The sequence below is a fragment of the Gimesia panareensis genome, assembly GCF_007748155.1.
In the GTDB taxonomy this organism is placed as follows: Bacteria; Planctomycetota; Planctomycetia; order Planctomycetales; family Planctomycetaceae; genus Gimesia; species Gimesia panareensis.
Genome location: NZ_CP037421.1, coordinates 4,899,957 through 4,926,229, shown reverse-complemented (window position 1 = coordinate 4,926,229; position 26,273 = coordinate 4,899,957). Strand labels below are relative to the sequence as shown.

Sequence of the window (26,273 nt, the reverse complement as noted above, 5' to 3'; positions counted from 1 at the left end):
AGTGCTGGCAAGGCACTTAATTCGATTCAGGAACCCTGTTAATCGTCCAGTAAATCTCTTCCTGGAACGGCTCTCCAGCCTCTGATTTGAGGTTCAACTGCAAATGCACCTGGTTCACCGGTTGGATCGAGGGCACGACGAGTTTCACACTTTGACCATTCTCGGCGAGCAGAACGCGGGTGATCTTGAGTTTCTCTTTTCCCGGTCGGTCGGTGGAGGGGGAATACATGTCCGAACCGTATTCCGGTCGCCAGTGGTAATTCCATTGTTCCGCGACATACGATTTCAGATCGCGGGCACTCTCAGGATCGAGCGGAAAGTTGAAATCGATCTGCAGACCGTCCGCTTCCACCTGGCAGTCCGTCACCATCGATAATGGTTTACCGGTATAACGCAGCCGTTGAACACCCTTATCGCGCAGTCCCCGGCGTCCGCCGCCGTTCCAGCCGTCCAGACCGACTGCATAGACCTGCCCGTCTGCCGGGTTGACCCGCGCCCGATGAATTCCGGTACTGAAATTGAAAGGCAGTTTGATGATCGCGGCCTGGCTCACGTCGTCGAAATCCTGCAGCATCAGGTAGTACAGCCAACCCTTCCCAAAGCTGGTATGCAGCAGGCGACCTGACAGCGGTCCCCAGCGGGGATCATCGACCCACAACTGTCCCCCCGAAGAATTGTCATAATCCTGCGGCATCCAGATGATCGGTGGATCAAACGTTTTCGGAGGGACTACCTTCCGATGGTCAATCCGCCCCCCATCGGGAGCCCAGTTCTTGCCACCAGCATGTGTCTGCACATAGCCGTAAAAGCCGCCCGGTTTCACCAGGCTGATTTTCGAAGCGGGCATCCAGTTGCCCTGGTTGTCGCTCACTGTCATCCGGTCGTCGGGCAGCATTCCCATGCCGTTAGGAGTACGGAAGCCCGTGCAGTAAATTTCCCACTGTTTACCATCGGGAGAGACCTTGATCACCGCGCCCGGCAGGGCATAGCTCGTATACTGCCCGCACTTCGTGTAATAAAAGTTCCCCTGCGAATCGGTATGCAGATCGAAATTGAACGAATGGAAGAACCGCGAGACATCGGTATCTGCGGAAAAGCTTTCATAGAAATCGGCTTCGCCATCCTGGTTCAGATCGTGCAGCCGCGTCAGTCGATCTTTACAGGTGACATAAATCAGACCGTTCACCACCTTGATGCCGAAGGGTTCGTAGAGTCCACCCGCAAAGCGTTTCCATTTCACGTTCAACAGGTCTTTATCGAGACCGGAAACGATCCAGATATCGCCCCCATGTGTGGAAACGACCATCCGCCCGTCGGGAAAGAAATCAAGTGCCGAAGTTCGAAACCAGGTGTTCCAGGGCGTCTGGTCCGGAATCGTGATCGTATCCAGTGCATAGGCCCCGGATTCCAGACCCGGATATCCCACGGTCGATAAGACGCCGGGCCAGTTCGCTTTGCCGCCGTGTGTCAGGGATCGGGGATCGATCGGTTTCTGCTCCGCTTCTTTCTGGATGAGTGTCTGTGCTGCTGTCAGATCAGAGTTCCCCTTCCCGGCAAAACAGACAATGTCGATCAGTCGCGATTTCTGATCCGCGGGGATCGATAAGACGAGACGTTGTTTCCCGTCAAGCTCCCAGCTCAGGCCGGCTGTATCGCCCACGACCGCGGAAGCTGTAAACGGACCGAGTTGCTGACCCGCCGACTTACCACAGACCACCAGTGCTCCCGATGCGGCTCCCGTGCGTTCTTGAGGTCGTTCCTTTCCGGGAACGAGTACGTCAGTGAAATTGGCGTTTTGGTATTCAGGAGCCGCCGTGGCCAGGACGAGTGCTTTTCCCGGCCCAATGCGCAGTCGATGTCGCACCGCTGTCTGTCCTGGAATCGCCTGGGGGAGTTCCTGGATTTCGCGGCCATCGATGGCATAAGAGAGCACCAGCTGTTTCCCGTGCACATATTGACCGTGGTAGTGCAGCCACTTGTCCGGCAGCGGACCCCGCGGACGCAGGTTTTCACGTGGATAATCGAGCGTTCCCCCGTGACCCCACTGCCAGCCGGCCAGGCCTGATAGTTTCTTTCCTTTCGGTTCGGGAACACCTTCGCCGCGGCCCCGGATGTGCTGGGTTTCACTCAAATCGAGAAACCCGCCCTGCCAGAGTCCTGCCTGGTTCAGCGTATGCAGGTCATAGGAAATCGTGGTCTGCTCATTCAGTTTGACGGTCAGAGCACTGGTAGTAATCCGGGAGAGCTGCGAAGCCAGCGCCGGTCCAAAGTCACGCTCGATATCCAGATCGAATTCGCCCGAGCCCGTTCCCGGAGGCAATTCCTTGAGATAAGCCTGTGTGACAGGTAGGTAAGCGGGGTTGCCCGGCTTCATGAATTTTTCGCGGATGTAATGCACGACCTGGTAGCGTTCTTTGGGGCTCAGATGCTGCATCGGTCCCATCAGGCCGTTCCCCTTGGAGAGCGTAAGAAACATCCGGTAGGGATCAGCACCGAATTTGAGGGGCTGTTTTCCAAAGGCCCGCGCGGTCGGCAGGGAAGGCGTATTGCCGTCCACACCATGACAGTTTTTACACAGACCGTGATAGATGCGTTCCCCCTCGGCGAAATCCCGCTGATTCATTCGCCGCAGTATCCCCGCGTGATCCAGGTTCTGCGTGTCGTCTTTGACAATCAGTTCTTCCGCTGAGGGCTTTAACTCAGCAGCACGGGGTGCGCCTCCTCGAGCGATTTCAAACACATAGCTGACCAGATCGTAAAACTCCGCCTGGTCATTCAGTGTCCCCACCAGGCCGGTCGGCATCATCGACTTGCCGGCAGTGGTTCTTTCCTCAATGTCGCGTTTGGGAATAATCACCTCCTGTCCCAGATTGGCGGCGTCACGCAGTACCAGTGCCTCGTCCCGATCTTCAGCGATCAGGCCGGAAATCAGCTTCCCCTCCACCGTGATCAGGTTGACCGTCTCATAACCTTTTTTGATTTTACGGGAAGGGAACAGGATCGATTCGATCAGATATTCATCGCTGGCACTCTTGTCGACTTTGGTCAGATCCGGTCCCAGGGGAGTGGCTTGGTCACCGCTGTCATGGCACTTGATGCAGGCGGCCACCGATTTGTAATAGATCAGGGCGCCACGTTTCGGGTTACCCCGCCGATGGGCTTCCTGCACCAGTCGATCCAAAGGCGCCTGCTGAAGCTGTTGCTCCAGGAGACTCGTCGTTTCCCGGGCGAAGCCTGGGGAGGGAACAGCAATGCTCAGCAGGCAGATCAGCATTAACGGGCGCACAACAGCTTTCATGGAGTCGCTTTCTTCAGGCTGGTGTTCAGTTCTGGTGGGAGAGCAAATTGGTACGACTCTATCTTAAATGAGCCGCCGGGAACAATCCAGAATAGAACCGGCTGAGAAAGAGAATTCCGCAGTCAGACAGCTGCGAAAGGGACTGCAGTGAAGTACAGCCTGGGCAGGGGAGCAGGTCATAGAAAAAGAAAGCCAGGCAAAAAAAGAGTGCCAGGAACCATTCTGCGACTGGCAAAGCAGGCTACAGTCTTCGATCTCGGAACTCGAAGCTGCAGTCGCCCCCAAGGAGCACACCATATGTCTCAAATTGATTCCCGGCACATTCGCTGTTTCAGCTGTGATATTTCTACAAGGCAGGTTCCTTCTTGCGTTGAGTTCCTGGGTTCAATCGGTCTTTCACTTTCGCCAGAACAGCAGCCTGCTCTTCTGAATCCAGTGAACCATCCTGATTCGTATCCAGCGTACGGAACAGACGCTGTAACGAACGGGGGACTTCATTGCGACTGATGGTCTGGTCGCGGTTGCGATCGAGCTGCTGAAAGATTTGCTCATTCAGGCCAATTCCCGTCGCATTGGTTCGACCGCTCAGAATTTTTGTCCGGTCGATGATCGCCATCTGTTCCAGTCGACTGAGGACGCCGTCACCATTTGCATCAGCACCATTCAAACGGTTCTGCAGCGGCGCAGGAACTTCGTTTGCGGAAATCACTCCGTCTCTGTTCCGGTCCATCGACATCATCATCTGGGTGACCATGTCGACCGTGTCGGTCGTAGTCTGGTTCGTCATGGCATTGCCACGCATCATCATCTGCATCATCGAACTGTTACCGCCGCCGCCACCGCCGCCTCCCTGGCACTGGCCTCCTCCGCCTCCCTGACCCATCATCTGCATCCCGCCACCACCACCGCCACCGCCGCGTGGTCCACGACCTCCCCCGCCCCGCTGGGCAAAGGCGTCGCTGACAAACAGCAGCAGCGCGAACATTGTGAGCAAAGTACTGATTTTACGCATAAGCAGGTTCCCCCTTATCGGACTACAAGTGTCAAATATAAAAACAGCTGGCCCGATACTGTCGTACGATTTTTAATCAGTGCCCTGCACAGGCTTTCTTTGGGACTCTTTGGCAGAACCAGTTGGAGGATCAAACAGAACAGAAAATGTTCTGTTGTTTAAGTTTCAATTATATAAAAGGTTATGAAATGCTTTTTTGCAGGGCATGAGCGTAATGCCCCGTCTTTACTCTTCAACGGGGAACGCCTCCTGATCACTACCGGCATTTTGAAAAAAAACTGGGATTGCAAGCATTTCCTCAGCAAGGGATAAATAGAGGTAGATATAGAGTATGGCATTCAGACAAAGGGATTGTCTTTGATGCCCCTCAGGACGCTGGTCATATAAAGGATCAGGAATATGATGCTTTTACAGAATCAGGACTGGCGACAGGATTACGATCGGACTGTGATCCGACTCATCCACGAAGCCTTTCCCCCGGATCAGTATCTAACGGAAATCGATGGGACTCAACTGGTCCAGACAGCAGGAGCCGAGAGTGATGCGATTATCCGCGATTTTGCTCACAAAACCTGGGAGCAGCTGGACCACGCTTTCATCACCCGACAGCAGGATGCACCACTGTCGATGTCGTATGAGGGGTTTCTGAAATTCCTGCCCGCTTATCTGGTCGATCTGTTTGATCCGAAGACGCAGGTGCAGCACGTGGTCTGGAACTGTCTGCTCGAATATCGATCTGAAACACGCTCCCCGCATGAGACTGTCGCACTCAACGACGATCAGTTGATCTGTTGTATTCTCTCATTTGTCAGGTCGAGTGACTTTCCACTGGATACGATGATCCCCCGCCGCACCGCAGATGAATATTTTCACAATCCCAGTCCGGAATCTGCGTTCAACATGCTCACGCTCGGCTTCTCCCATGAGCGGATTCTCCGGATTCAGTCTCGGATCGAACAGATCAACGACTGTTTTGTCATTGAACGCTGGGATCAGGGTTGAGCAAGGAAGCGAGAGCACAGACAGCATTTTAATCGTTTGTCTGTGACTCGCCCACCAGTACAGTCACATGCAGCTTTTTCTGCACAGGACTCAGACAGCGTTGTTCATCACAGGCCTGGTATTGTACCTGGCAGCTCAGTGTATATTCTCCCGGTTTGACATCGGCGTCCACCTGGACTGTCTGTCGAAATTCCGCCTCACCTGCATAGACCGGATGGTTGTCCAGGGACAGCGACCGTCCTGAGGGAGGCGCCTGCCAGTCTCCAGCTGCTTGAAAACCGTCCGGCAGTTCCAGCTTAAGTTGAGTAGCGACCTTTGCGGGTTGTGCATCAAGTGTGCGGATTTCCCACAGCGGGGCGATTTCGAATTTGACGGTCAGCGGGAAGCTTGCGCCAGCTTTAACTGGTTGATCAGGAACTTCCAGAATCACGGTGACCTGCTCGCCTTCGCTCCGATCTAAGTTTTTTGCCTGCTGCGTCTGCTGATCTGATGGCGGGGGACTGGTTTCCTCTTGAGGAAGTTTTGCATCAGGACTCTTTTCGGGAGTCGCTTCCGGCAGTTCAGACTTTTCACACCCAGATACTGTGATGAGAATACAGGCCGACCACAGCACGGATGGCAGCAGGCAGGTGCGGAAAACAGATTCAGTATTCGTTGTGAGATTGCTCATTATTTCCTCAGAAACAGCCAGACATAGCCGTGCCCTCTGGCGAGATCATAGCTGTGGTCTCGCTTTCCATCGGTACTTGCCAAGTAGGGACGCATCTGTCTGGTGAATTGTGCGTCGAGTTTTTCAAGTTGTTTTGCCTCGGGGCTTTCTTTTAAGGCTTTGTAAGCATTGCTCCATTCTTTCGTAGCCTGTTCGCTATAGATTTGATCTCCTGGATAGCGTTTTTTGAAATCTTCCTGAAGGGCCAGCACTTTTTCTCGATAGGCTTTTCCAAGTGATTTCGCATCTGACAACAGTTTTTCTACCTCTGCTTTTTCCTTTTTAGTGAGGTCCTCACGAAAGTCATATGTTGAGCAAAAATCACCGAGAATGAGATCCAGCTTACCATCCTGGTTAAAGTCAACGACTTCAATTTGAGAGCGAATCCCGGGTACGACCTTGTTCTCATCCCAGATTACCTGATTATAACCGTCCCCAGCATGCTTCGGGACGAGAACCTTACCAGCGGCAAATTTGGGCACCGTTTTTGAGCCCACATTTTTGAACCAGGTAACACTCCCTTCATCGCTACCCGCCAGCAGATCCCACAGGCCGTCCTGGTCCCAGTCAGCCACCACCGGACAGCAGTGTTTTTCCACCTCCAGCGGTTTACCGTCTGCCTTCACGGTCAGATTATCTGCAGCAAAGGCGTATTTCTCCGCTGTTCCTTCATTGATCCGCAGTTTCAGTTGACCGTCAAAGCAGCCGATCAACAGGTCAAAATCTCCGTCGTTGTCCCAGTCGACCGGCATATAAAAACTGCCGAACGACTGAACTTTCTGTTTCGGTTTCACAGCGCTTTGTACCGGTACCCCAGTTTTATCTTTCAACTCGACCGGTGCAGCATATTTGTGGTCCGGCAGTCCGCGAAAAAAATAGCAGTAGCCGGGATCATAGGAACTGCTGATGAAATCCCGGATGCCGTCACCATCCAGATCGACAAACCGCGGCTGCGCACCGACACAGCAGTAAATATTCACTTTGGCGTCTTTGCCGTCAGCCTGAATCTTGCCCTTGTTTTGATAGACCGGCTTTTGCTGGGTTCCCACATTTTGATAGAACTGAAAACCGCCTCGAAAATCCCCCAGGATCAGATCATCCCGCCCGTCCCCGTCCAGGTCTTCGATACAGGGACTGCTGTGCCCCCAGTGTTCCCCCGTGTCGATGACTTTCCCATCCGCCTGCAGACGTACTGGCTTTTCGAAAATGTCAGCGGCTGAGCAGGTACGATCGAGCGGACTGTGAATCAGCAGCCCCAACAGTATCAACGTGCAGCGAAAAAACATCTCAGCTCCTTCCATCGTATGACTTGAGCGGTCGAGGGGAAAATGCAAAGCAGCGTTCTACTGTTAATAACTCTCGATTACTGGTTTTGTCTATCTTTTGTAAAAAATGTGCTTTAATTTTAAATATGTTGTCTGACAGAGACGATGGGGAGCCCTGCTGTACCTGGTAGAGGGATTCTATGCCCCTGGTATCCTATCTTCTTCCAGGTATGACCGGAAACAGAAAATCGGTTTCGGCTGTCAGGATTCACTGTTATCATAGACGAACTACCATCGATATGCAGTCAGTTGTTTCTGAATTACGATAGATAAGGATCACCATGAACATGCCACGCGCCGCGCAGTTCTTCGCTCTTGTAATCGCTCTCCTGATGACCTCCGTCGCTTCCGCGGAACGACTGGTCCTGGTCAGTGCATCCTACCAGAAAAATATTCTCGCGATCTGTGATACCAAAGGTAAAGTCCTCTGGTCGTACGAGACAGAAGGGCCCGCCAAGGGACACGCCGGCCATCACGATGTGCAGCTGCTCCCCAATGGGAACATCCTGTTTCACGATAGCTGGACCGGGCTCAAAGAGATCTCCCTCGCTAAGAAAGTCGTCTGGACGTACGATTCCGCGAAGAGCAACGGCAATGCCGGGAAGCGGGTCGATGTGCACGCCTTTAAACGACTTCCCAATGGCAATACCGTAATCGTCGAAAGTGGCGTCGGCCGGATCATCGAAGTTGACCGGGACGGCAAGCTGGTGCATCAGTTTCCCCTGAAGAAGGGGGGCGCACAGTCCACCCGGTTGATGCGCATCACGCCGGAGGGGACCTACCTGGTCTGTTCCGAACAGCCGGGCGTTGTCATTGAATACGATCGTGACGGCAAGGTGATCTGGGAATATCCGATCGGCACCCGCGTCTACGGCGCCCTGCGTCTCAAGAACGGCAATACGCTCATCGCCTCGGGCAGCGGTCACAGCGTTCGCGAAGTGACACCCGATAAACGCACCATCTGGGAAGTCAAAGAACGCGTCCCGGGCACCAATGTAGCCCTCAAGTGGACCACTTGCCTGCAGGAACTCGACAACGGCAATTTGGTGATCGGCAACTGTCACGCCGGCCCTGAAAATCCACAGATCCTCGAACTCGACGATAACCGCAAGATCGTCTGGCAGTTCGATGAATTCGATCTGGTCGGCAACGGCCTGGCCTGCTGGGAAATTCTGGATGACGAACAGTCGAAACTGGTGCGGAAAAAGCTGCGGGCTCTTAAAGCGGAGTCGCCATGAGTGGAGAGACATATAATACGATTCTCTATGTCGTGAGTGCGGGTGTTATGATTGCCCTGGTTGGGTTTGTTTCTTCATTGGGGATGATGATACTCCGCTGGAATACCGACAAACGCCGAGGACATGTCATCCGTCTGCTGGCCTCCATCGCCGGCATCGTGATGCTGGCGGCTACACTGTATGTTGTCCAGATCTGGATCTTTCTACCATCCCTCGCACGAAAACAGCTGGCAGAGTACGAGGCGGCCCGGGCGAAACTCCTGGCGGATTCATCGGTTGTTCATGTAGGGGATCCGGCGCCAGACTTCTCGCTGACGACGATCAATGATCAGGAGTTTTCTTTAGCAGACGCGCGTGGTGATGTGCTCCTGATCAATTTCTTTGCCACCTGGTGCGGCCCTTGCCGGATGGAATCGCCGCATATCCAGCAGATCTGGGAAGAGCGAAAACAGAATCCACACTTTCGCCTGCTGGTGATCGGACGCGAGGAAACGAAAGAGAAGGTGCAACAGTTCTGTGCGGCAAACAATTTCACCTTCCCGGCTGCCCCTGACGTGGATGGAAAGGTTTATTTTCAATTCGCAAAAGAATACATTCCCCGCACACTGATCATCTCCCCGGAAGGGAAGATCGTCTACTCCCAGATGGGCTTCGACGAACGCGACCTGCAGAAGCTGCGGGAGACGTTGGACCAGCAACTGGCGCAGGTGCCGGATGAGTCTCAAGCGAAACCAGCCGAGTGAAGCTGTATATTTTGCTTCATTCTTTCTCAACTGCGAGTACTTGATCCAACTGTTCGCTCACCATGTACTCCAGAATTCGCATCCCGTTTTTCATCGCTTCCTCTTCTGAAATATTTTCATGTATTGGGATGGAGAGCTTGTTCGCTACATAGCGGTAATAGAGTTCTCCCTGTTCGTTCTCCAGGGACTGTTGGGTGAAGGCGATATGGCCATCCCGACCAATCAATAGAAAATTCAAATCCATATCAACGCCGTTATAGAGGATGTTCGTCTTACCTCCCTGCTGGCTGGCCAGGTCGATGGCGGCAGGCGTTTCAAATTGACGGAACTGATGAAACGCACGGATTTTATCCGGCTCCGTACCTGGTGGATGGACCTCCAGGAAGACAACCCCTTTCTCAGAATATTTGGCATGGAATGCTTTCATAAAATTCCGCATTTGTTCCAGCGGCTTTTGCATGTCTGCAGGAATCTGGGAGTAATCTGTTTCCTGAATTCCGTCGATGAACAACAGGAAGACGACTTTGCCCCGCAGCGCTTCCAGTGTTTGTGATTTGCCATTCAGCCAGGCTTTCACCTGTAGAGGCGGCGCTGGTGTTCCTGGCTGAAGCGGCGGAGGTGGAGATGCAGGCAAGGGACCCTGTTCTGGCCGACCAGCCACATACTTTTTCCCATCTAGATCATTCCAGTAAACGGCCCCCTGAGGAAATTCCCAGGCAAGCTCATTCTGTTCCATCGTTTTGTTTGCCGTGAAGCTGGTGACTGTCCAGATTTCACTGCGCCCGGGGACTAACGGCAGAGGAGTAAGTGATTTGGGGTCCAGATTATTCTCCCTGATTTTCTCATTCTGCTTCTGAATGCCAGGGCTGTCGACGGTGTAATTCTGGAAATGGATTTTGACCGGGTAATAGCTGTCCGCGAACTGGTCGATCTGCTCGACCTCCAGATACCGATAGACCTCGCGCACCGCTTGTCCCTGGGTATTTACGTCGGTCATTTCCATTCGCAACGGCAAAAAGCCTCGCTCAGGATCCACCCAGATACGATAACGGTTGCGTAGACCTGTCTGCTGATGGATAGGCGTAAAGCAGCCATCCAGGACAATCGTGCGACGTCCCTGGAAGTTCCGCCAGCCGACCACTTTATAGTCTTCAGTTGAACGGGTCATGAAATAATCCAGGTGCTGCCAGTCCTGTTTTTCATCCCATGGGAACTGGGAAACGGCCAGCGGTGCCCTCGTTTTGTAAGAAGTGACCCGATTGAAGTCATCCGTGATGCGTCCCTGTCCCTGGGGAAAACTTGAAGAGGCACCAAACCAGACGCGATATGGCGGCGTGGCTCCTTTGATGGCGGACAAAACATAGATGGATTTAAAATAATGCGGGAGCGCAGCCTGAGTTAATTTTCGGGGCGTCAGATCGAGTTCGGAGTTTTTTAAATTACCCGGCCAGCGGCGCTGGAATGATTTCCCATCCGACCAGAAATAGCTGCGATCTGAAATCCAGCCCTCTTGTCGTGATTTGATACGATCCGGAGTCAAACTGGCTCTGAGCTCCTCTGCACGCCTTAATGATTCACCGACTACATATGCGAACTGTAGTTCGTTGTAGACCACCTTTCCATCCGGTGTTTTGAGATCAGTGTGTTTGAGTGTCGTCATCAACTCTGCATCTCTCAGCTGCTGACGATCATTGTTGATACAGTTCATATTCTCTTTAATCAACACCTGGTACGTCATCTCCAGCGGCAGTAACCGCTGAAGGTTATCCCGGTAACCATTGAGAATCGTTTCCACGCTCGGCAGCCGGTCCGGTTTCTCTGCCACCCTGGTTTCCGCCCGCGAAGTGCCGGGCAGGGGAGCCAGTGACAATAACATCAATGCCACCAACGCCAGCAGAAATTTTCCCCGCCGCGAAATCTGGTGCTTCAATGAGTCCCGCATGATCGACGTCAGCCGCTGTTCCAGGATTCGCTGCGAACCCATGCCCGTGGCTGCGGGGATGCGCTGCGCCTGGGATACGAAACCGGTCGCTTTGACGAGGACTTCTGCATAGGCCCGGCGTTTGGCGGGTTCAGTCTGGATGACCCAGGCGTCGCAACAGGCTTCTTCGGTTACCCGGATTTCCCGGCGGACCCACCACACGATTGGGTACCACCAGTAGAGTCCAGTCGTTATGAATTCAAGCAGGCGCACACAGTGATCGCCGCGGCGGTAATGTGCCAGTTCGTGCAACAGCAATGTTTCAATTTCAGCGTCGTTCAGTTCCTGCAGGAGTGATTCCGGCAATATGATCCGTGCGCGTGAACAGAATGCCCAGAGCAGGGGAGAGATCGCACCCGGGATCAGTTCGACCCGGGGGACCGATTTGAGACCGATGCGTTCTCCCAGTGCGCAGGCGCGCTGCTGCAGTTCGGCAGAAGCGGGTTGTACGTGTTTTAAGAGTTTCCGAAAGCGGAGAATTCGGATCGTTCCTGTCAGAAAACAGACCACGGTGCCGACACCCCAGATCAGGAACGCGAAGGAGGCAAACCTCCATTTCTGTCCAGCGAAATACGATATCAGTCGTTCCGACCAGGTTGGTTGAGTGGTGACTTCACCTGGTGGAGCCGACCCGGTTGTCGAAGAAGATGTGAGATTGGTCTTTGTCGTCCTGGGAGCAGCGGTTTCCCTGTTATTCAAGCCCTCTTTCAGGGAATTGAGAACGGTCAGACCTGATTCAGCAGACGATCGTCGATGGGAATTCGATTCGGATGCGATTCCCTGCGAAAAAGCTGGCTCAGATTGTGCGGCAGGGGATTCGGTATTCGTTGCGAACAGTGCAATCTGTGGATACCAGACGGCTGGGGTGATCAGCTTGATCAACACCAGCAACAGCAGCAGGTGTAACACGGCCGGGTTCTTCACCCAGCGACGGACCAGCAGGACCAGTGCGAACAGACAACCGGCGATCACCGCATTGCTGAGTAAAAGTTTCCAGAGCAGATCCATTACCATCTCCTTATGGTTTTTGGTTTTGTCGGGCCAGGTCGTCGATCAGATCCATCAGCACCTTCTGCTGTTTCCGGTTCAGATCATTGTGCTGCGCCAGTTGAGTCAGCAGCGGTGTCAGGGAACCTTCACACAGCGTCTCCGCCACTTCCTGCAGGCGCCGCCCCACCAGTTCGTCACGCTCAATACTGGCCTGGTAGATGAAGGCGATGCCCGCCGGTTCCCGGTTCACAAATCCCTTGGTTTCCAGCCGTTCCAGCAGTTTTTTCACGGTGGAATAGTACGAGTCGGTTCGTTCAGGTTCGAGGATTTCCGTAATCGTCCGAATCGTGGCCGGGCCCTCTTGCCAGAGTACCTGTAAGACACTCAATTCTGCTTCCGTGACATCGCGCGGCGTCTTGACCATCGTCATCGCTTCCTTTCAGTAGACCTGGGACGTTATGTCGCAGGGAAGGGTAGGACAATCTGTCACAGGTGTCAAGACGGCGTTGGAAAAAAGCACGTCTGCAGGAATGATCGCCTGTCATACTGCTGGTCAAGGATGGAGCGACCTCGTCAATTGGTTTCGGTCGGCCTTTTGAAAATGATGTTGCCCAGATCACGCACCTCACCGGGTTGGAGCGGCTTTCCCTTGAGGAAATCGCCCAGTTCAAAGTAGCCGCCATTCTTGCGGATTTCCCGGGCTGCGATGCTGTATTTTGCCCCGGGAATCATCCCCCGGATCTGAAACCGTCCGTTTCCGTCGGTCAGATAGCTGACGGTGCCTCCCGATTTCTGCTCCGGATTGGGAGGCAGTAAGGCAACGTTTGGATCTTTGCTGATGGCCTGATAAACGTTAGAGAGTATCACTCTAGCTTTTGGATTACCTGATTCGTCGACCAGACGCCCCGTGATCTCGGCCCAGGGTTCCAGGGTAATTTTCAAATCGGTTGGATTCTGCTTGCTGATTAACAGGTAACCAGCCTGCTGGCTTTCCGGATCAATGACCTGAACGCGCCGCGGGTGATCAGACCGATAACCCCTGATTTCCAGCTGTCCCTGCTCGAAGCCGTTCCAGCTCGGAAATTCTTCCATCATGCCGACGTAATTTCCACTTAGAGAGGTTGTGCCATCCTGTTTGACGACGTTGATCCGCAAAGTCGGTCCCGGATCAAACGGCAGGTCGACTTGGGCTGATTTCGCGTCTTCTGCCGGATTGACTTTCGCCAGAACGTGGTAGTTCGTGGCAACGATCCAGAAAGGTGTCGTCTTCAAAGCCTTGAATGGGTTGTCTTGATCGATCAGCTTCTCCGCCCCTTGGCCGCGCTGATAGAGCATGTGATCGTTTGCCATGACCCCAATAGCCCCGGGGCCCGGCAGCACGGGAATCCGATAGGTCCCATCTTCCTGCAGCCGATAATGCGATGTGAGCAGGGCATAAGACTTCTGGATCGATTTCGCGAAAGGATTCCCCTGCAGCGGGGCATATACCAGTCGCCCGCCGCGAATCGGTTCGCCAGAGACTCGATCATACGCCCGGCCTGTGGCCCAGACTCCCCGGACCAGTTCCACGTCCTGTTGGGGGGGCGGGCTGCCTGCATTCAGTTCCGTACTGAATTTGTAGAGCAGATGAGGCTGATCGCGGGCTGCCAGACAGATGACTTCGTTTTTCCCAATCGGTAAGCCTTCCAGGCGATAACGTCCCTGGTTGTCGGTGACCGCCTGGACCAGGCCTTCGCTCCAGCCTGACACTCGGCGGCCCGCCAGATGATAGCTTTGGAGGGTGACTCCCGGCAGCGGTTGGCGTGTCTTCGCATCCCGAACCACCCCGATGACAGGCAGAGACGGTCCCGCGACATGGGTGAATTCAGACGGATGATAGACGATGGTTTCCGAAGAGGGGTTGCGTGCCTGCATGGGCAGTTCGATCGCCTTTCCCTGTCTGGTGCGGGCAAAAGCGTAACTCGTGGCAATCCCCGGGCCGGAAATCAGGAGCTTGACAATTCGCTCGTGTCCGAGGCCTTTGAAAGTGAACCGACCGTTTCGGTCGGTGACCACGCTGGGGATGTATTCCAGCGTGGCACCGCCTACATCATTTCCGAGACTTTTTATCAGCAGCATGCGGGTCTCATAAAAGTCGGCACCTGGTTTCTGCGCTGCCTGTTCCCAGTCGTCGAGTGAGCCGGACTCAGTAGCATGAAGCTGCGTCACCTGCAGTCGGGCGCCTGTCACAGGCTGCCCTTCAATATCGACCACGGTGCCTGTTAAAGGCACGTCATCGGTGACCAGTTGCAACGTGGGCGTGGCTTTTTGGATTCGTTTTCGGGCCTGTTCCAGAAATTCCGGGGAAGCATGCGATGCTGCAATTCGTTTGAGCAGTGATTTGCGCATTTCCCCGGAAGTATCAAACTGCATGACGCTTTCCACTGCCGGGCCAAAACCGTCAGCCATGGCGACCAGCATCCTGTCATTGTGCAGGGCGGCGTAACGTGGATCGGAGGCGGGAATCGTAATCTCGAAATTCCCCCGTGCATCGGTGGTGGTAAGCCTGGTTCGCTGGCGTTGATCCATGCCTGTACTGACATAACCGATCGATGCATTGGGAACCGGTTGACCTGCCGGGTTGACAACATTCCCCCTCAGGTGTAATCCTGCGTTCTTTCCGTCCTGCTTTTGTTTTGTGGATTGTGCTTTCACCGCTGCTGCCAGATCCTCGTCTGTCTGTGCCCCGGCGTCTTCTTTTTCTACAGAACCATCTGCCCGGGCATTCACCAGCACGGCTGCACTGGTAGTTACAAAGAATCCCAGCACAAGAATCAGGGCCACCCATTTCATAGGCAGGCGGAGCGTCAGCACGCGGGATGAGTCCAGAATCCGCAGCACGCGACGGCTCAATGCGGAACGGTGTGAAACCATGGCCAGCCCCGCTTCGGTCGCCAGTGAAGGGGCTGGCAGCCGTTCCGCAAAATCGACGAGCGTATTCGCGTAACGTTTTCGTCCGGAACCGTAGTGGATTACATAGTCATCACAGATATCATCGGCCAGCTGTTCCAGGCATCGCGCGAGCCACCAGGCCAGCGGTTGAAAAAACAGGACCGCGGTCGCAAAACGAGCCAGCAGAAAATACAGACAGTCCCGTCGCGTCTGGTGAGCCAGTTCATGTAGAAAAATATCACGCAGCACAGCGTCCGACAGGTTGTTCTGTGCGGGGAGCAGAATCAGTGGTTTGCGGATGCCTGTCAGGCAGGGGGAATGCACGGCGGGGGAGATACGAACCTCGGGCGGACGCAGTTCCAGCCGTTCTGCTGTCTCCCGGCAGAGGTTTTGCAGTTGCGCTTCCGCCGGTTGGCTGTTTTTGACCACCCGGGTCATTCCATGACAGGCCCGCAGCAGCTTTGTCAGCAGAAACAAAGCCCCCGACAACCAGATCAGCGTCACGACCCAGCTAATCAAAGCCTGCAGGCTGAGCCCTGTTTTCTCATTAACAAATGATTCTGATGGCACTGTCGTGTTATCTGCAGCTATGGGGGAAACTTCCCCTGCCACAGGCATATTCGCAGTCATTCCGGGATCTTGCGGCAGGGGCATTGCTTCTGTTGAGACGTGCGGTGTAGAGAATTGCTGGCTGCTTCCGTTCTCCAGTGACGGTGAGCTTGACGCTTCGGTAGCGGAAATCCTTTCTGTGACAAGAACATCATTGTTGTCCCAGGCAGGCAGCATGGCATAGCTGGTTGCACCCAGATAATTTGCAGCGAGCGACACCAGTGGGCAGATGAGGACCGCCAGCAGGGTGACACGCAGGATTACAGAATGCACGACCGGCTTCGCTCGGCCGCAGAACCGCATCGCGAGGCATCCGACCGCAATCAGCAGTGTGGATTGAAGTAGAACATGCACAGCAAAATAAGCGACCGTTGTCTCCATCATGATTTGTCCTCCTGCCGATAGCGCGTGCCTCGCGATTACTCGTCGTTGATCAGCTTGCGCAGCTGCTGTAATTCTGATTTGGGGATCTTTTCATTCTCCAGCAGATAGGCGACCAGCCCGGCTGCGGAGCCGTCGAAAATATCATTGATCAGTTCGCGTGTGGCCTGCCGCGTGACTTTGTCTTCCTTGATCAGCGGGTAAAACACAAACGTGCGATCCTCGACGTCGTGGGCCACAGCCTCTTTGGCCTCCAGCTGACGCAGCAGTGTCTGGACTGTACTGTGGGCAATGTTTGAATGCTGGTTGAGGGTGTCTGTGATTTCACGCGCATTGACACGGCCCCGATCCCAGAGGACCTGCATGATCTGCAGCTGGACCCGACCCAGTTGGCTGGCGTTCATCCGTCTCTCCTTGTCTGGGTGTGAATTTACAAGAGTCAATTTACTCTGGTAAAACCAAGTTGTCAATTTGAATATTCAAGAATCTGATTATTTATCTCACACTTCGGCTGCTATTGATTTCCAGCAGTGATGCGGTTCCAGACGGGCAGCATTAGACAGGATCGGGGCTGGCCTGTTATAGTGGTTCCATTGCAAATTCCGCCAGTTTGCTCTTCGTCATTATTCAGCGCTCTTTCAGGAAGGAACTCAGCTCCCATGAATTCACGAGTCTTGCGTCTGTCAGCACTGGCTGCTGTCTGTTTTCTGGTTCTCAGTTCAGTGTCCCCTCTCAAGGCAGCGAAGCTGAATGCGAAACAGCCACCCAATATTGTTGTCTTCCTGGTGGACGATATGGGAGTCATGGATACTTCGGTTCCCTTTCTGACCGACGCCGAGGGAAATCCGAAACGTTATCCCCTCAATGATTATTACATCACTCCCAACATGGAACGTCTGGCGAAGCAGGGGATCCGCTTCAATAATTTCTACGCGATGAGTGTCTGTTCGCCGACCCGGGTTTCGATTCTCACTGGCCAGAATGCAGCCCGGCATCATACGACCAACTGGATCAATCCCGCTAAAAATAACAAGGGCCCCAAAGGGCCGCCCAACTGGGACTGGGAAGGTTTAAGCAAGGAAGATGTCACGCTGCCGCGCCTGCTACAGAAAAAAGGGTATCGGACGATCCATGTGGGTAAAGGACATTTTGGAGCCGATGGTTTTCCGGGTGCGGAACCTCTCAATCTCGGTTTTAATGTGAATATCGCCGGCGCTGCATTCGGGGCACCGGGCAGTTATTATGCTGAGAAAAAATATGGACTGGGGACCCGTCGCGCGCATCACGCCGTGCCCGGCCTGGATAAATATCATGGCACCGACACCTTTCTGACCGAGGCGCTGACGCTCGAAGCCGATGCAGCGCTGGCGGAAACCGTCAAACAGAAACAGCCGTTCTTCCTCTACATGGCGCACTACGCAGTGCATGCCCCCTTCGATTCCGATCCCCGGTTTGCTGACCATTATAAGGATTCGGGCAAGCCGAAGAATGCACAGGCCTTCGCCACGCTGATTGAAGGCATGGACAAGTCACTGGGCGATATCATGCAGCAACTGGAGAAGCTGGGCGTGGCGGAAAATACACTCATCTTTTTCCTGGGGGATAACGGCTCTGACGCACCACTGGGGCACCAGCACGCCGTGGCTTGTGCAGCGCCGCTCCGCGGAAAGAAAGGCGCGCACTATGAAGGGGGCATGCGGGTTCCCTTCATTGCGGCCTGGGCGAAACCGAACCCAGATAATGAGAATCAGCAGCAGCTGCCCATCCCCGCTGATGTCATTCAGACCCAGGTGGCTGCGGTCTATGACATCTTCCCCACGATTCTGGATATCACAGGCATTCTGCCTCCCCAAGGCTACATCATGGATGGCCTCCCCCTGGATCAGTTGCTGCTGGGAGAACAGGATCATTCGCGTCCGCAGACGTTCCTGATGAACTATCCCCATTCGCCGCATCGCAGCAACTATTTCACGGTGTATCGGGACGGCGACTGGAAAGTGATCTATCACTACTTCCCGTCCGAAGAATCGGAAGGCTCGCACTACCAGTTGTATAACCTGGCGAAAGATCCGTTCGAACAACACAACCTGGCGAAGTCCAAGCCGAAGAAGCTCAAACAGATGATGCAGGCACTGATCGACAGCATGCAGGCTCATCATGCACAGTACCCGGTCGAGGCTGAAGGCAGTACGAAACCGGTCAAACCGAAACTGCCTTGAATCGGCCTGGGATGCATGAACGGGATATGAATTTCTAAAACGTATCCCGTTCACAGGCCACCGCTTAAATTCGCTTCTGGAAAAATGTTGGAAAATAGCATTTGAATCTCATGCAAAATGCATTAACATCTCATGCAGGATGTATGAGAATGTTTTAGGGAGCACCCATGTCAAAGAAGCAAAACCCTTCGAAAGGTTCTGATGTTACGGACGCAGAACGCACAGTTTTGGAAATTCTCTGGAAGCACCCCGAAGGGAGCTCAGTACGAGAGATCGTGGTGGCAATGTATGGTCGACATGAGCATTCCTTACACGGGGGGGTGAAGAGCTTTCTGGATCGTCTGATGGAAAAGGGACTGGTAGCAGTCGATAAGGCCGGTTTTGCGCATCTGTTTTCTGCCACCATCTCACGACAGGAATATGTCGGCAGACAGTTGAAGCATCTGGCAGATCATCATTTCGGCGGTTCACTGACTCCGATGCTGTTGTCGCTGGTAGAGCAGGTGAATCTCGACAAAAAGAAGCGTGCAGAGATAGAAAAGATCATCAAACAAATCAAAGACTAGAAGTGGTTTCATAACTTATTAAGTAAGGTGAACACGCACGCGAGTTGTGCGAATCCTAAAAACAAATGACTGTATCGTTCATATCGTATTACCAGACGACGAAAGTTGAACAGCCAGCTGATGGTGCGTTCGACTTTCCAGCGGCGTCGATATCGCCGCAGAGCACGCCCGTCTTGCGTCGCTGGTTTCACACGGTTCTTGCGATGCGGACAGATCAGCTCTATCTGCCGTTCCGCCAGCTCTGTGCGCAGGGGATCGCTGTCGGCCGCACGATCATAAATCAGGCGATCGGGGTCGCGTGGCAAAACTCGCTGGTCCAGCAGGGATTCAATCAGCTTCACCTCTGCCGGAGAGGCACTGGCACGATCCAAAGCGAGAGGGAGCCCGTTTCCGTCGACCAGCAGCATAAGCTTGGTTCCCTTTCCCCGTTTTGTCTTTCCGACATCGGCGCCCCTTTTTTTGCGGGGCAGAATGTGCCATCCCCGAATGCTTCCGACCAGACAACCAGCTTCCGGCGGTCTAAGTGTTCGAGCAATCGCTGCCACGCTTCCAGGAAGACACCGTCTTCGGTCCATTCCTTGAAACGCCGCCAGCAGGTGCTGGGAGATGGTAAAAATGTTGGTAAATCTTTCCATCGGGCACCGGTCCTTAATACCCAAAGGATTCCTTCGAGGCACTCGCGGGGAGCCACTCTGGGCCGCCCTCCGGCTGCGTTTACCGGTGGTTCTGGAAACAGATCTTTGATCAGAAGCCATTGCTCGTCCGAGAGTTGTGGTTTTGGTTCCGTCCTGGACCCGGTAATGTTGCGACCTGTGGCAGGTCGTGACACGCGGGTCATGGTCATAATGAGACCTCCTTTCGAGGGAGGTACTCGTACAAATACTATACCAAACTGTTCACGTAGTTTTGGGTTTTGAAACTACCTCTAGGAAAATAGTCCCATGCCCCTTCTGCTTTACTGCCTGTTGTGGAATCTCTTGCTGGTAACGGTGCTGGCTCTGTTCCTCTGGGCGGTAGGGTTGTTACCTGTCTTACAAAATCGTCCCGCACTCAGGCAGATTCTCTGGTTGCTGGTGCTGTTGAAGTTGGTCACACCACCGTTAATGACGGTTCCCATACTCCCTGAAACACGGGTCATGGAATGGAGTGAGTCGGCACAGAAAAGTCTGGCAACGGAACTCTATGGGAGTCTTTTTATTCACGATGACAGAGTTGCACACGATTTAGCCGATACCGGAAACATAATTGAAGACAATACTCAGCCCCGCCAGTTGTGGAATTCAGCGGTTCTGTTCAGTGTTTTCAGCCTCCTGGGGACTTTGATTCTATGGAGTAAACTGATCGCAAAACATTTCCGTATGCGAAACTTACTAACTCGTTTTCAGGCAGGCTCACAGAGAGCCGAACAGGTTCTGCAGCAGCTCTGTGCTCACTTTCATCTTAAGCAGAAGCCTGCACTTGTTGTGATCGATGCAGCTTGTTCACCAATGCTCTGGAGTGGAAAGCGCCGGAAAACCATCATCTTGCCTCGTACTTTTTCAGAGGTGGCCAGTGAAGAGCAGTTACGTCATGTTCTGGCACACGAACTGGCGCATCTGGTCCGTCGCGATCAGCTGGCAAGTCTGGTGGCGTTTGTGATTACAAGTCTGTTCTGGTGGAATCCGGTTGCCTGGTTCGCACGACGTGAGATGTTGATGGCCATGGAATGCTGTTGTGATGCACTGGCGATAGAACGTTCAGCCAGTTCCCGTCAATTATATGCGAAAACCCTGTTGTCTGTTGTCGATACACTGTCTCATTCTGAATCTGTACTACCTGTCGCAGGGGCACAGTTTGGCGAGTTCCAGTCCTTTAAAAGGAGAATTAAAATGATTGCCCGTTCCCGAGTGAAATTTACGCTCTCACCTGCTGCTTGTCTGCTCACTGTTAGTTGCGGACTGATGGTCATGACGCTGCTGCCCATCAGTGCTGGTGCAGAGCCAAAGCAGCTGAAAGATGAAACTGTCCCGCAAACAAAAGTGTCTGTGAACTCAGATCAGGGGGCACAGGCAGCTGAGACGCAGGAAAAGCCGAAACCAGGAACAGCAACCTACCATAAGCCCGGAATCAGCCATGCCCAGCTTGTTAGTTGGGGCGTGGAAACTTCTCTGAGAGGTTATTTCTTCGACACGGAAGAGGCTGCAGAATCATTTGCCAAAACGATTGAGGCATTCAGGATTGCCAGACGGTTTCAACTGGAGATTTCAGAATATTCCCTGTTTGATAACGATAATCACAAAATTCTCATGCCTTCCAACCACGCGGAGCAGCTGCAAATCGATTCAAATAAAGTCATCCTGCTACAAGGAGATCGCAAACAGCATCAGCGTGTCGAGCAGATCATGAAGGCACTTGGTGCAGAGTAAACAGAAATTTATCAGCGGATCACCGACCGGAAGAGTTTTGGCGCGATGTAATCCGGTCGGTGTTCTTTTTTTGCCTCTGTTCCCATCCGAAAAATAGCTGCGGTTACTTCAGAACTACTCTCGATGTCAGCCCTCCGTTACCGGTACCAGCATGTTGGCATCACGGGCGATGACCCATTTGCCGTTCTCTTTATGCAGGATTGACAATGTGTGGCCGACCCGTTTCACCGGGCGGCCGCCGGGCGGCGTCACCTTGACTTCCATCTCCGTCCACATGTAGGCCCAGTCGCCCAGCACCTTGATCTCCTGGATCTCACTGATTCCGTCAATGTCTGGGACCGGCTGATCGGGGTGAGGTTGCGCCGCTTCTTTGTATGGGGTTTTTCCAACCATTGGTGGCTCACCCGCGACCAGAAAGACGACATCCTCTGCCATCAGTTCCAGCACTTGTTCCGTGTCACCTGCTTTGGTCGCTTCCAGCCAGGTACTGACCAGATCGCGTATTTCCTGTTCATCGCTTTGCATCACTTCACCATCCTTTCACTCAAAAACCTGTCCTGCCAGATGACTGGATGTTTTAATCATCTCTTGTCATTGCTTCCTCAGGCATTGATTGTTGGAGGACAGGGCTTTCAGGGGATTCAGTTGCACTCCTGTTACGTCAGGGTATTTCAAAATAGCTGCGTTTGAATTGCTGCATCCACCATTGAATCGGCGACAGGTTGTCGTCCGTGTTTTCTGATCCTTCGATAATGTGTCGGATTTTACGCAGATCCAATGTTTTGCCTGTCTCCAGGTTATATTCATCTTCCATCGCCAGTGCTTCGGAGACCCAGCGGATCTCTTCCAGCCAGGGGAGCTGCCAGGCCTGTAGTTTGATTCGGTTGCGAAACTGGGAGGCCCAGCAAAAGGCCAGCAACAGCCAGAAGAAAAGTGAGCACAAGGCAACAATTGCTGTGAAGAAGTATGCGAAAACCAGAAACGCCCCCAGTAACGCGAACAACCCCAGTAATTCCCAGCGGCGTTTGCGTCGTCTCTGTTCCCGGTCCTCAATATATTCTTTCTGACATTCGCTACACAGGAGTAAAGGAAACCAGACTTCTTTCCAGTACTCTTCCGCGGCTGACGCCACCAGTTTGACTCCCCCCGTGATCGTCGGGCGAATCCCGCCATCATCTTTCATGTAGCGTTCGATGAGGATCCGCAGCTTGACAGGGATCAGGATATCAGCGTCCCGGCACTCACAGTGATGGCAGAGACCGTCGAACGGAGGCTCTCCTTCCCGAAGAGTGGCCAGGATTTTTTCCAGCGGCCGCAGCAGGGGGTAATTGTCTCCCGATGATTGCTGCAGGGTGATCGTATCGGGAACCCGCACCATCTGCTGACAGGCCTGACAGCGCTTATCCATACCTGCTTCATGGAGCTCTACCCGCGCCCGTTTTCCACAGTCACATTCAATATAGTATTTTTCAGCCATCGGATCCGGTTTCAGCAATTGTTTATGAATAACATCTTCTGTTTTTATTATATCGGGATTTCAGGAAAGAGAAGAGAATGTTCACGCTCTGCCTCGAAATCGAATGGCTCAACTGACAGGGAATCGTATCAAGCCACACATTCTGACACGCTCTGATCTGGTCCTGCAGCAAGGCAGGCTCAGCATCGTTTAACTTTTTGTCTGTTTCGATGTGCTGTGCATCAGACTCGTGGTTTTATTGAGAGCCTTGTTTGATTTCGACCAGCCGTATCATTTTATCTGCCTCATCCGTTCCACAGGCCTGCACCAGCTGCTGGCGTAAATGCTCCCACTGTTCCTCATTCACTACGGTTCCCGTCAGGTAAACCTGGGCTGCCGAGGAAAATTCCGATTTGAGACCGGGATAGTCGTTTTCCGAGAGAACTTGAGCCAGGATCTCTTGCTTCTCTGCCCGCATCCTCAGGTAGAGCTGCTGCTGAGCCATGATTCCTCCTGCAACAAAAGTGACCGCGCTGCAGAAGACCACCAGCATCAGAGTCACCAGAGCCCAGATCAGCTTACCATGCCAGAAGCCCTGTCTAGCTGTCGTGGCAGCTGTCTCTATATTTGGAGAAGTCTGAGCACGTGCCTGCCAGGCAGTGATTCCCAGGATTCCCAGGGCCAGAAAGACTCCCAGACCTGCCCCCTGAGTGATTCCCAGTTGCATTCCCACTTGAGCGGGACTGGACAGAGAACTTTCTGGAATGCGAAAGACTGCCCTGTAATAATTGGGGAACAAAACATGCACCAACTGGCTGCCCACCGCACCCAGCAGGGCGAATATGACGATGCTGATCAAAACGGTCAGAAAAGCGTGTTTGGCAGTCATCGATCAGATCTCCTCAGTTTTTACTGGCGACCGGTTTCCCCCTGGTGACAGACAACAGGAACTTCCGGAGTTCTGTCGAGGGAATCGCAAATCCGGCCGCTTCGATATCGGCCTTTAAGATCACCAGTCCGATGACCTGGCCCCGATCATCGAAGACAGGGCCGCCACTGTTACCCGGATTCACCGCGGCGGAGATCTGAATCAACGGCTGATCGCGAAGTATCCGCTTCGGATTACTGATCACGCCTGTAGTCAGTGTTTGTGACAGGATCGTTTCGCCCAGTCCCGGATTCCCAATCACCGTGAGATGTTCACCCGAGTCGAAAGTCGTGCGGGAACTCAGCACGACCGGGGAGAGCTTCACTTTCTGATTCAGTTTGAGCAGTGCCAGGTCCTGTTCTTCGTCCCAGTGAATGATGGTCGCTTCAGCTTCCTTAGGGGACGCTTTCCCCACCTGAAACTCCACCAGGATCTTTTCATCTTCAGGAGCCGCATGGGCGCACGTCAGGATATAGCCTTCACTGCCCACGACGAAGCCCGTTCCTGAACCGGTCTCGGTCTTAATCAGCACGACAGAGGGATTGAATCGCTCCGCGATTTGTCGGGGAGTCTGTTTCTCCGGTTTGGCGTCCAGTTTCAACGCCTGCAGTTCCGCCTGCTTGATCGATGGTACCGGTCGTGGTTTTTTCTGCGCGAGATTGATCTTGCGTCCCACCTGCTTTTGTTCCGTGGGAGTCAGTTTGAGGGGGACTGCTCTCACGTAATTGCCCTGGAACGGATTTTGACAGTGAAACAGCAGTGACTTCCCATCGGGAGAGAAAGCCAGATCGGCGACTTTCACATCGCCCAGTCCCCGGTCCAGCAGCAGGAGCTTGTTCTCCAGTACCTCGCCTGTCTCACGGTCAAACAGCACCGCTGAATTTCCGCCAGGGACTGCAACTATTTTTAACGTGGGGTGGAACGCCAACTGCGTACATACGCCGCGCCCCTTCGTTTCATACACCACCGGATTCTGCTTGAACTGTGTTGCATTCCAGCCAGCGAGGTTACGCGAAAGTGAGGGAAATCCACCGTTCGAGAGATACGTAATCCGTTTCCCGTCGGGAGAAAGGCGAATCCCATTCCCATTACCTCCCGCGTTGTCAATATATTGATAGATCACCGGCATCCCTCTCCGCAGCTTGAAGCTGATCAGGAAATCCAGGTTACCATACTGAGGAACCTCCAGCAGACGCCAGCCGGGGTTGATATGGAACTTCGTCCCATTCCGGTAAAGATCCCGGTAGCCGGTATACAGCATTTTTCCGGACGGATCGACGCAGCCCCACGTTCCCAGAAGTTCATCCGGGGCGATCACCCGGGAATTGCTTTCATTGACCACCAGCACCCGGTAGCGGGGAACCTCCATACCCGTTTTGATCGCCACATAACTGATGTCCAACTTCGGGTGCACCGCCAGATCGGTCATCTCCAGCACCGGCACTCCCGCTTTGTCCAGGGGAATACTTTTTTTCACCCGGCCGCTTTTCTGATCGATCAGATCCAGTTGAAACCGGCCCTGATCCAGGGCCAGGAAAGTCCCGTCCCGCTCGCCGATAAACTCATAGCGTTCCGGCAGCTCATAGGTTTGAACGTCCTTGATGCCATCCCCCGTCAGACGATGAACTTTCTTCCCCTGTAGAACCAGCAGCGACTGATAATCCGGAGTCGGGATCAGCTTCGCAGGTTCCAGCTCGAGGTGAAGCCGGGGGAAGTTTTGCAGCTTGTCGAGCCCCCCATACATTTTGACCAGATCGCGGGAGACGACTTCGACTTCCACCCGCTCAAAGGAAACCTTGTCTCCCTGTGTGACCTTGATTTTGAATTCCTGTTTTCCAACCTGTTTCGAGCCGGGTTTCCAGGTCACTACGTTTTTCTCATTCAGGTTCACTCCCTGTGGTCCATACATGAGTTCATAGCGCGTCTCTGGTTGCTCGGGGAGCTGATGCGAGAACGGTTCCCCTTCGGCAATCAGAGCCGGAAACTTCAGCGGGTTTGGAGCCGCGTGCTTTGCTGCCGGGGCAGGTGAGCCGGGAGCAGGATTTCCTGAATTTGGGGCTGCGGTGATCAGACCGGGAGCCAGGAGTTCTTCAGGAATTTCAAACGCGGGGGTTTTCGCTACCAGCATCTGGTTTTTGCCCATATCCAGGACAAACAGATGGGTCTGCTGATTCTCTGTAAAGGCGATGGGGTGATCCAGCAGGTAACCACGAATCCGATAGATACGATGATAAATGTGGCTGAACTCCTGCAGGGGAAATTCAGCTTTCCGGTCCGCCACTTCTTCCATCACAGCCGACAGCGGATAGACTTTCACCTCATGAGGAGTCAGGACATACAGCAACTTGCGGTTCCGGTCTGCAACCACCAGGTAGTCCAGTTTGCTTTTGACGCCGACCAGTGGCACTCAACGCGGGTAACGATTCTGTGTAAGTTAAATAAATCTTGATGCGGACAACCGTTAGGTTGTTTAATGCAGG

19 protein-coding genes are annotated in these 26,273 nt (G+C 53.6%); 6 read left to right on the top strand and 13 right to left on the bottom strand.

Translation table 11 applies throughout. From position 1 onward, the window contains the following. Window positions 1-16: 16 nt before the first annotated feature. Both Enr10x_RS18250 and Enr10x_RS30540 read right to left on the bottom strand, forming a co-directional pair. Entirely contained in the window at window positions 17-3,298 is a 3,282-nt protein-coding gene (locus tag Enr10x_RS18250; protein WP_145450936.1) for a DUF6797 domain-containing protein, read from the bottom strand. Window positions 3,299-3,644: 346 nt separating this feature from the next. After that, window positions 3,645-4,310 carry an EF-hand domain-containing protein gene (locus tag Enr10x_RS30540; protein WP_145450935.1) on the bottom strand — a complete coding sequence of 222 codons (666 nt, stop codon included), beginning with the start codon at window positions 4,308-4,310 and terminating at the stop codon, window positions 3,645-3,647. Between the two features lie 399 nt (window positions 4,311-4,709). Between Enr10x_RS30540 and Enr10x_RS18240 the strand changes: the two genes are divergently transcribed. Further along, a complete protein-coding gene (locus tag Enr10x_RS18240) occupies window positions 4,710-5,312 on the top strand; it encodes a hypothetical protein (RefSeq protein WP_145450934.1) in 603 nt (200 codons plus the stop codon). Between the two features lie 28 nt (window positions 5,313-5,340). On the opposite strand, the gene Enr10x_RS18235 is transcribed toward Enr10x_RS18240, so the two are convergent. Both Enr10x_RS18235 and Enr10x_RS18230 read right to left on the bottom strand, forming a co-directional pair. Continuing rightward, entirely contained in the window at window positions 5,341-5,982 is a 642-nt protein-coding gene (locus Enr10x_RS18235; protein ID WP_145450933.1) for a protein-disulfide reductase DsbD domain-containing protein, read from the bottom strand. Further along, on the bottom strand, window positions 5,982-7,307 hold the full coding sequence (locus Enr10x_RS18230) for an FG-GAP repeat domain-containing protein (RefSeq protein WP_197997273.1): 1,326 nt from the start codon (window positions 7,305-7,307) through the stop codon (window positions 5,982-5,984). The genes Enr10x_RS18235 and Enr10x_RS18230 overlap by 1 nt, the downstream gene beginning before the upstream one ends. Before the next feature lie 326 nt (window positions 7,308-7,633). Here Enr10x_RS18230 and Enr10x_RS18225 point away from each other — a divergent pair, with 326 nt between their 5' ends. Together Enr10x_RS18225 and Enr10x_RS18220 are read left to right on the top strand one after the other, a co-directional pair. Next, a complete protein-coding gene (locus Enr10x_RS18225; protein ID WP_145450931.1) occupies window positions 7,634-8,584 on the top strand; it encodes a beta-propeller domain-containing protein in 951 nt (316 codons plus the stop codon). Further along, window positions 8,581-9,327, top strand: coding sequence for a TlpA family protein disulfide reductase (locus tag Enr10x_RS18220; RefSeq protein ID WP_145450930.1), 747 nt, complete (start codon window positions 8,581-8,583; stop codon window positions 9,325-9,327). Before Enr10x_RS18225 ends, Enr10x_RS18220 begins: the two co-directional genes overlap by 4 nt. A gap of 16 nt (window positions 9,328-9,343) precedes the next feature. Here the strand turns inward: Enr10x_RS18220 and Enr10x_RS18215 are convergent, their stop codons facing one another. The 4 genes from Enr10x_RS18215 to Enr10x_RS18200 all read right to left on the bottom strand — a co-directional run bounded on the left by Enr10x_RS18215 (window position 9,344) and on the right by Enr10x_RS18200 (window position 16,623). Next, entirely contained in the window at window positions 9,344-12,316 is a 2,973-nt protein-coding gene (locus Enr10x_RS18215; RefSeq protein WP_145450929.1) for a M56 family metallopeptidase, read from the bottom strand. Between the two features lie 10 nt (window positions 12,317-12,326). Further along, window positions 12,327-12,722, bottom strand: a complete 396-nt coding sequence (locus Enr10x_RS18210) for a BlaI/MecI/CopY family transcriptional regulator (protein WP_145450928.1) — start codon at window positions 12,720-12,722, stop codon at window positions 12,327-12,329. Between the two features lie 149 nt (window positions 12,723-12,871). Next, window positions 12,872-16,222, bottom strand: coding sequence for a M56 family metallopeptidase (locus tag Enr10x_RS18205; RefSeq protein ID WP_145450927.1), 3,351 nt, complete (start codon window positions 16,220-16,222; stop codon window positions 12,872-12,874). Window positions 16,223-16,257: 35 nt separating this feature from the next. After that, window positions 16,258-16,623: a BlaI/MecI/CopY family transcriptional regulator gene (locus tag Enr10x_RS18200; protein WP_145450926.1), complete on the bottom strand. Its 366-nt coding sequence runs from the start codon at window positions 16,621-16,623 to the stop codon at window positions 16,258-16,260. A 255-nt stretch (window positions 16,624-16,878) separates the two neighbouring features. On the opposite strand from Enr10x_RS18200, the gene Enr10x_RS18195 reads away from it, so the two are divergent. Both Enr10x_RS18195 and Enr10x_RS18190 read left to right on the top strand, forming a co-directional pair. Next, the gene (locus tag Enr10x_RS18195) at window positions 16,879-18,438 is read left to right on the top strand and encodes a sulfatase (protein WP_145450925.1); all 1,560 of its coding nucleotides are present in this window, start codon (window positions 16,879-16,881) and stop codon (window positions 18,436-18,438) included. A 167-nt stretch (window positions 18,439-18,605) separates the two neighbouring features. Beyond that, window positions 18,606-19,004 carry a BlaI/MecI/CopY family transcriptional regulator gene (locus tag Enr10x_RS18190; protein ID WP_145110946.1) on the top strand — a complete coding sequence of 133 codons (399 nt, stop codon included), beginning with the start codon at window positions 18,606-18,608 and terminating at the stop codon, window positions 19,002-19,004. Window positions 19,005-19,012: 8 nt separating this feature from the next. On the opposite strand, the gene Enr10x_RS18185 is transcribed toward Enr10x_RS18190, so the two are convergent. Further along, window positions 19,013-19,842, bottom strand: a protein-coding gene (locus tag Enr10x_RS18185) for an IS5 family transposase (RefSeq protein ID WP_390620441.1) whose coding sequence is annotated in 2 segments (ribosomal slippage) — window positions 19,013-19,452 and window positions 19,452-19,842 — 831 coding nt in all. Because the reading frame shifts where the segments join, the coding sequence is not laid out codon by codon here. Window positions 19,843-19,945: 103 nt separating this feature from the next. On the opposite strand from Enr10x_RS18185, the gene Enr10x_RS18180 reads away from it, so the two are divergent. Continuing rightward, complete coding sequence (locus tag Enr10x_RS18180) at window positions 19,946-21,409, top strand: M56 family metallopeptidase (protein WP_145450924.1); 1,464 nt, start codon at window positions 19,946-19,948, stop codon at window positions 21,407-21,409. A gap of 126 nt (window positions 21,410-21,535) precedes the next feature. Here the strand turns inward: Enr10x_RS18180 and Enr10x_RS18175 are convergent, their stop codons facing one another. The 4 genes from Enr10x_RS18175 to Enr10x_RS18160 form a co-directional block, all read right to left on the bottom strand. Then, a complete protein-coding gene (locus tag Enr10x_RS18175) occupies window positions 21,536-21,934 on the bottom strand; it encodes a YybH family protein (RefSeq protein WP_145450923.1) in 399 nt (132 codons plus the stop codon). Between the two features lie 136 nt (window positions 21,935-22,070). Next, window positions 22,071-22,817 carry a hypothetical protein gene (locus tag Enr10x_RS18170; RefSeq protein WP_197997272.1) on the bottom strand — a complete coding sequence of 249 codons (747 nt, stop codon included), beginning with the start codon at window positions 22,815-22,817 and terminating at the stop codon, window positions 22,071-22,073. 304 nt (window positions 22,818-23,121) lie between these two features. Next, entirely contained in the window at window positions 23,122-23,754 is a 633-nt protein-coding gene (locus Enr10x_RS18165) for a hypothetical protein (protein ID WP_145450921.1), read from the bottom strand. Window positions 23,755-23,767: 13 nt separating this feature from the next. Then, on the bottom strand, window positions 23,768-26,200 hold the full coding sequence (locus Enr10x_RS18160; protein WP_145450920.1) for a S1 family peptidase: 2,433 nt from the start codon (window positions 26,198-26,200) through the stop codon (window positions 23,768-23,770). Window positions 26,201-26,273: the final 73 nt, after the last annotated feature.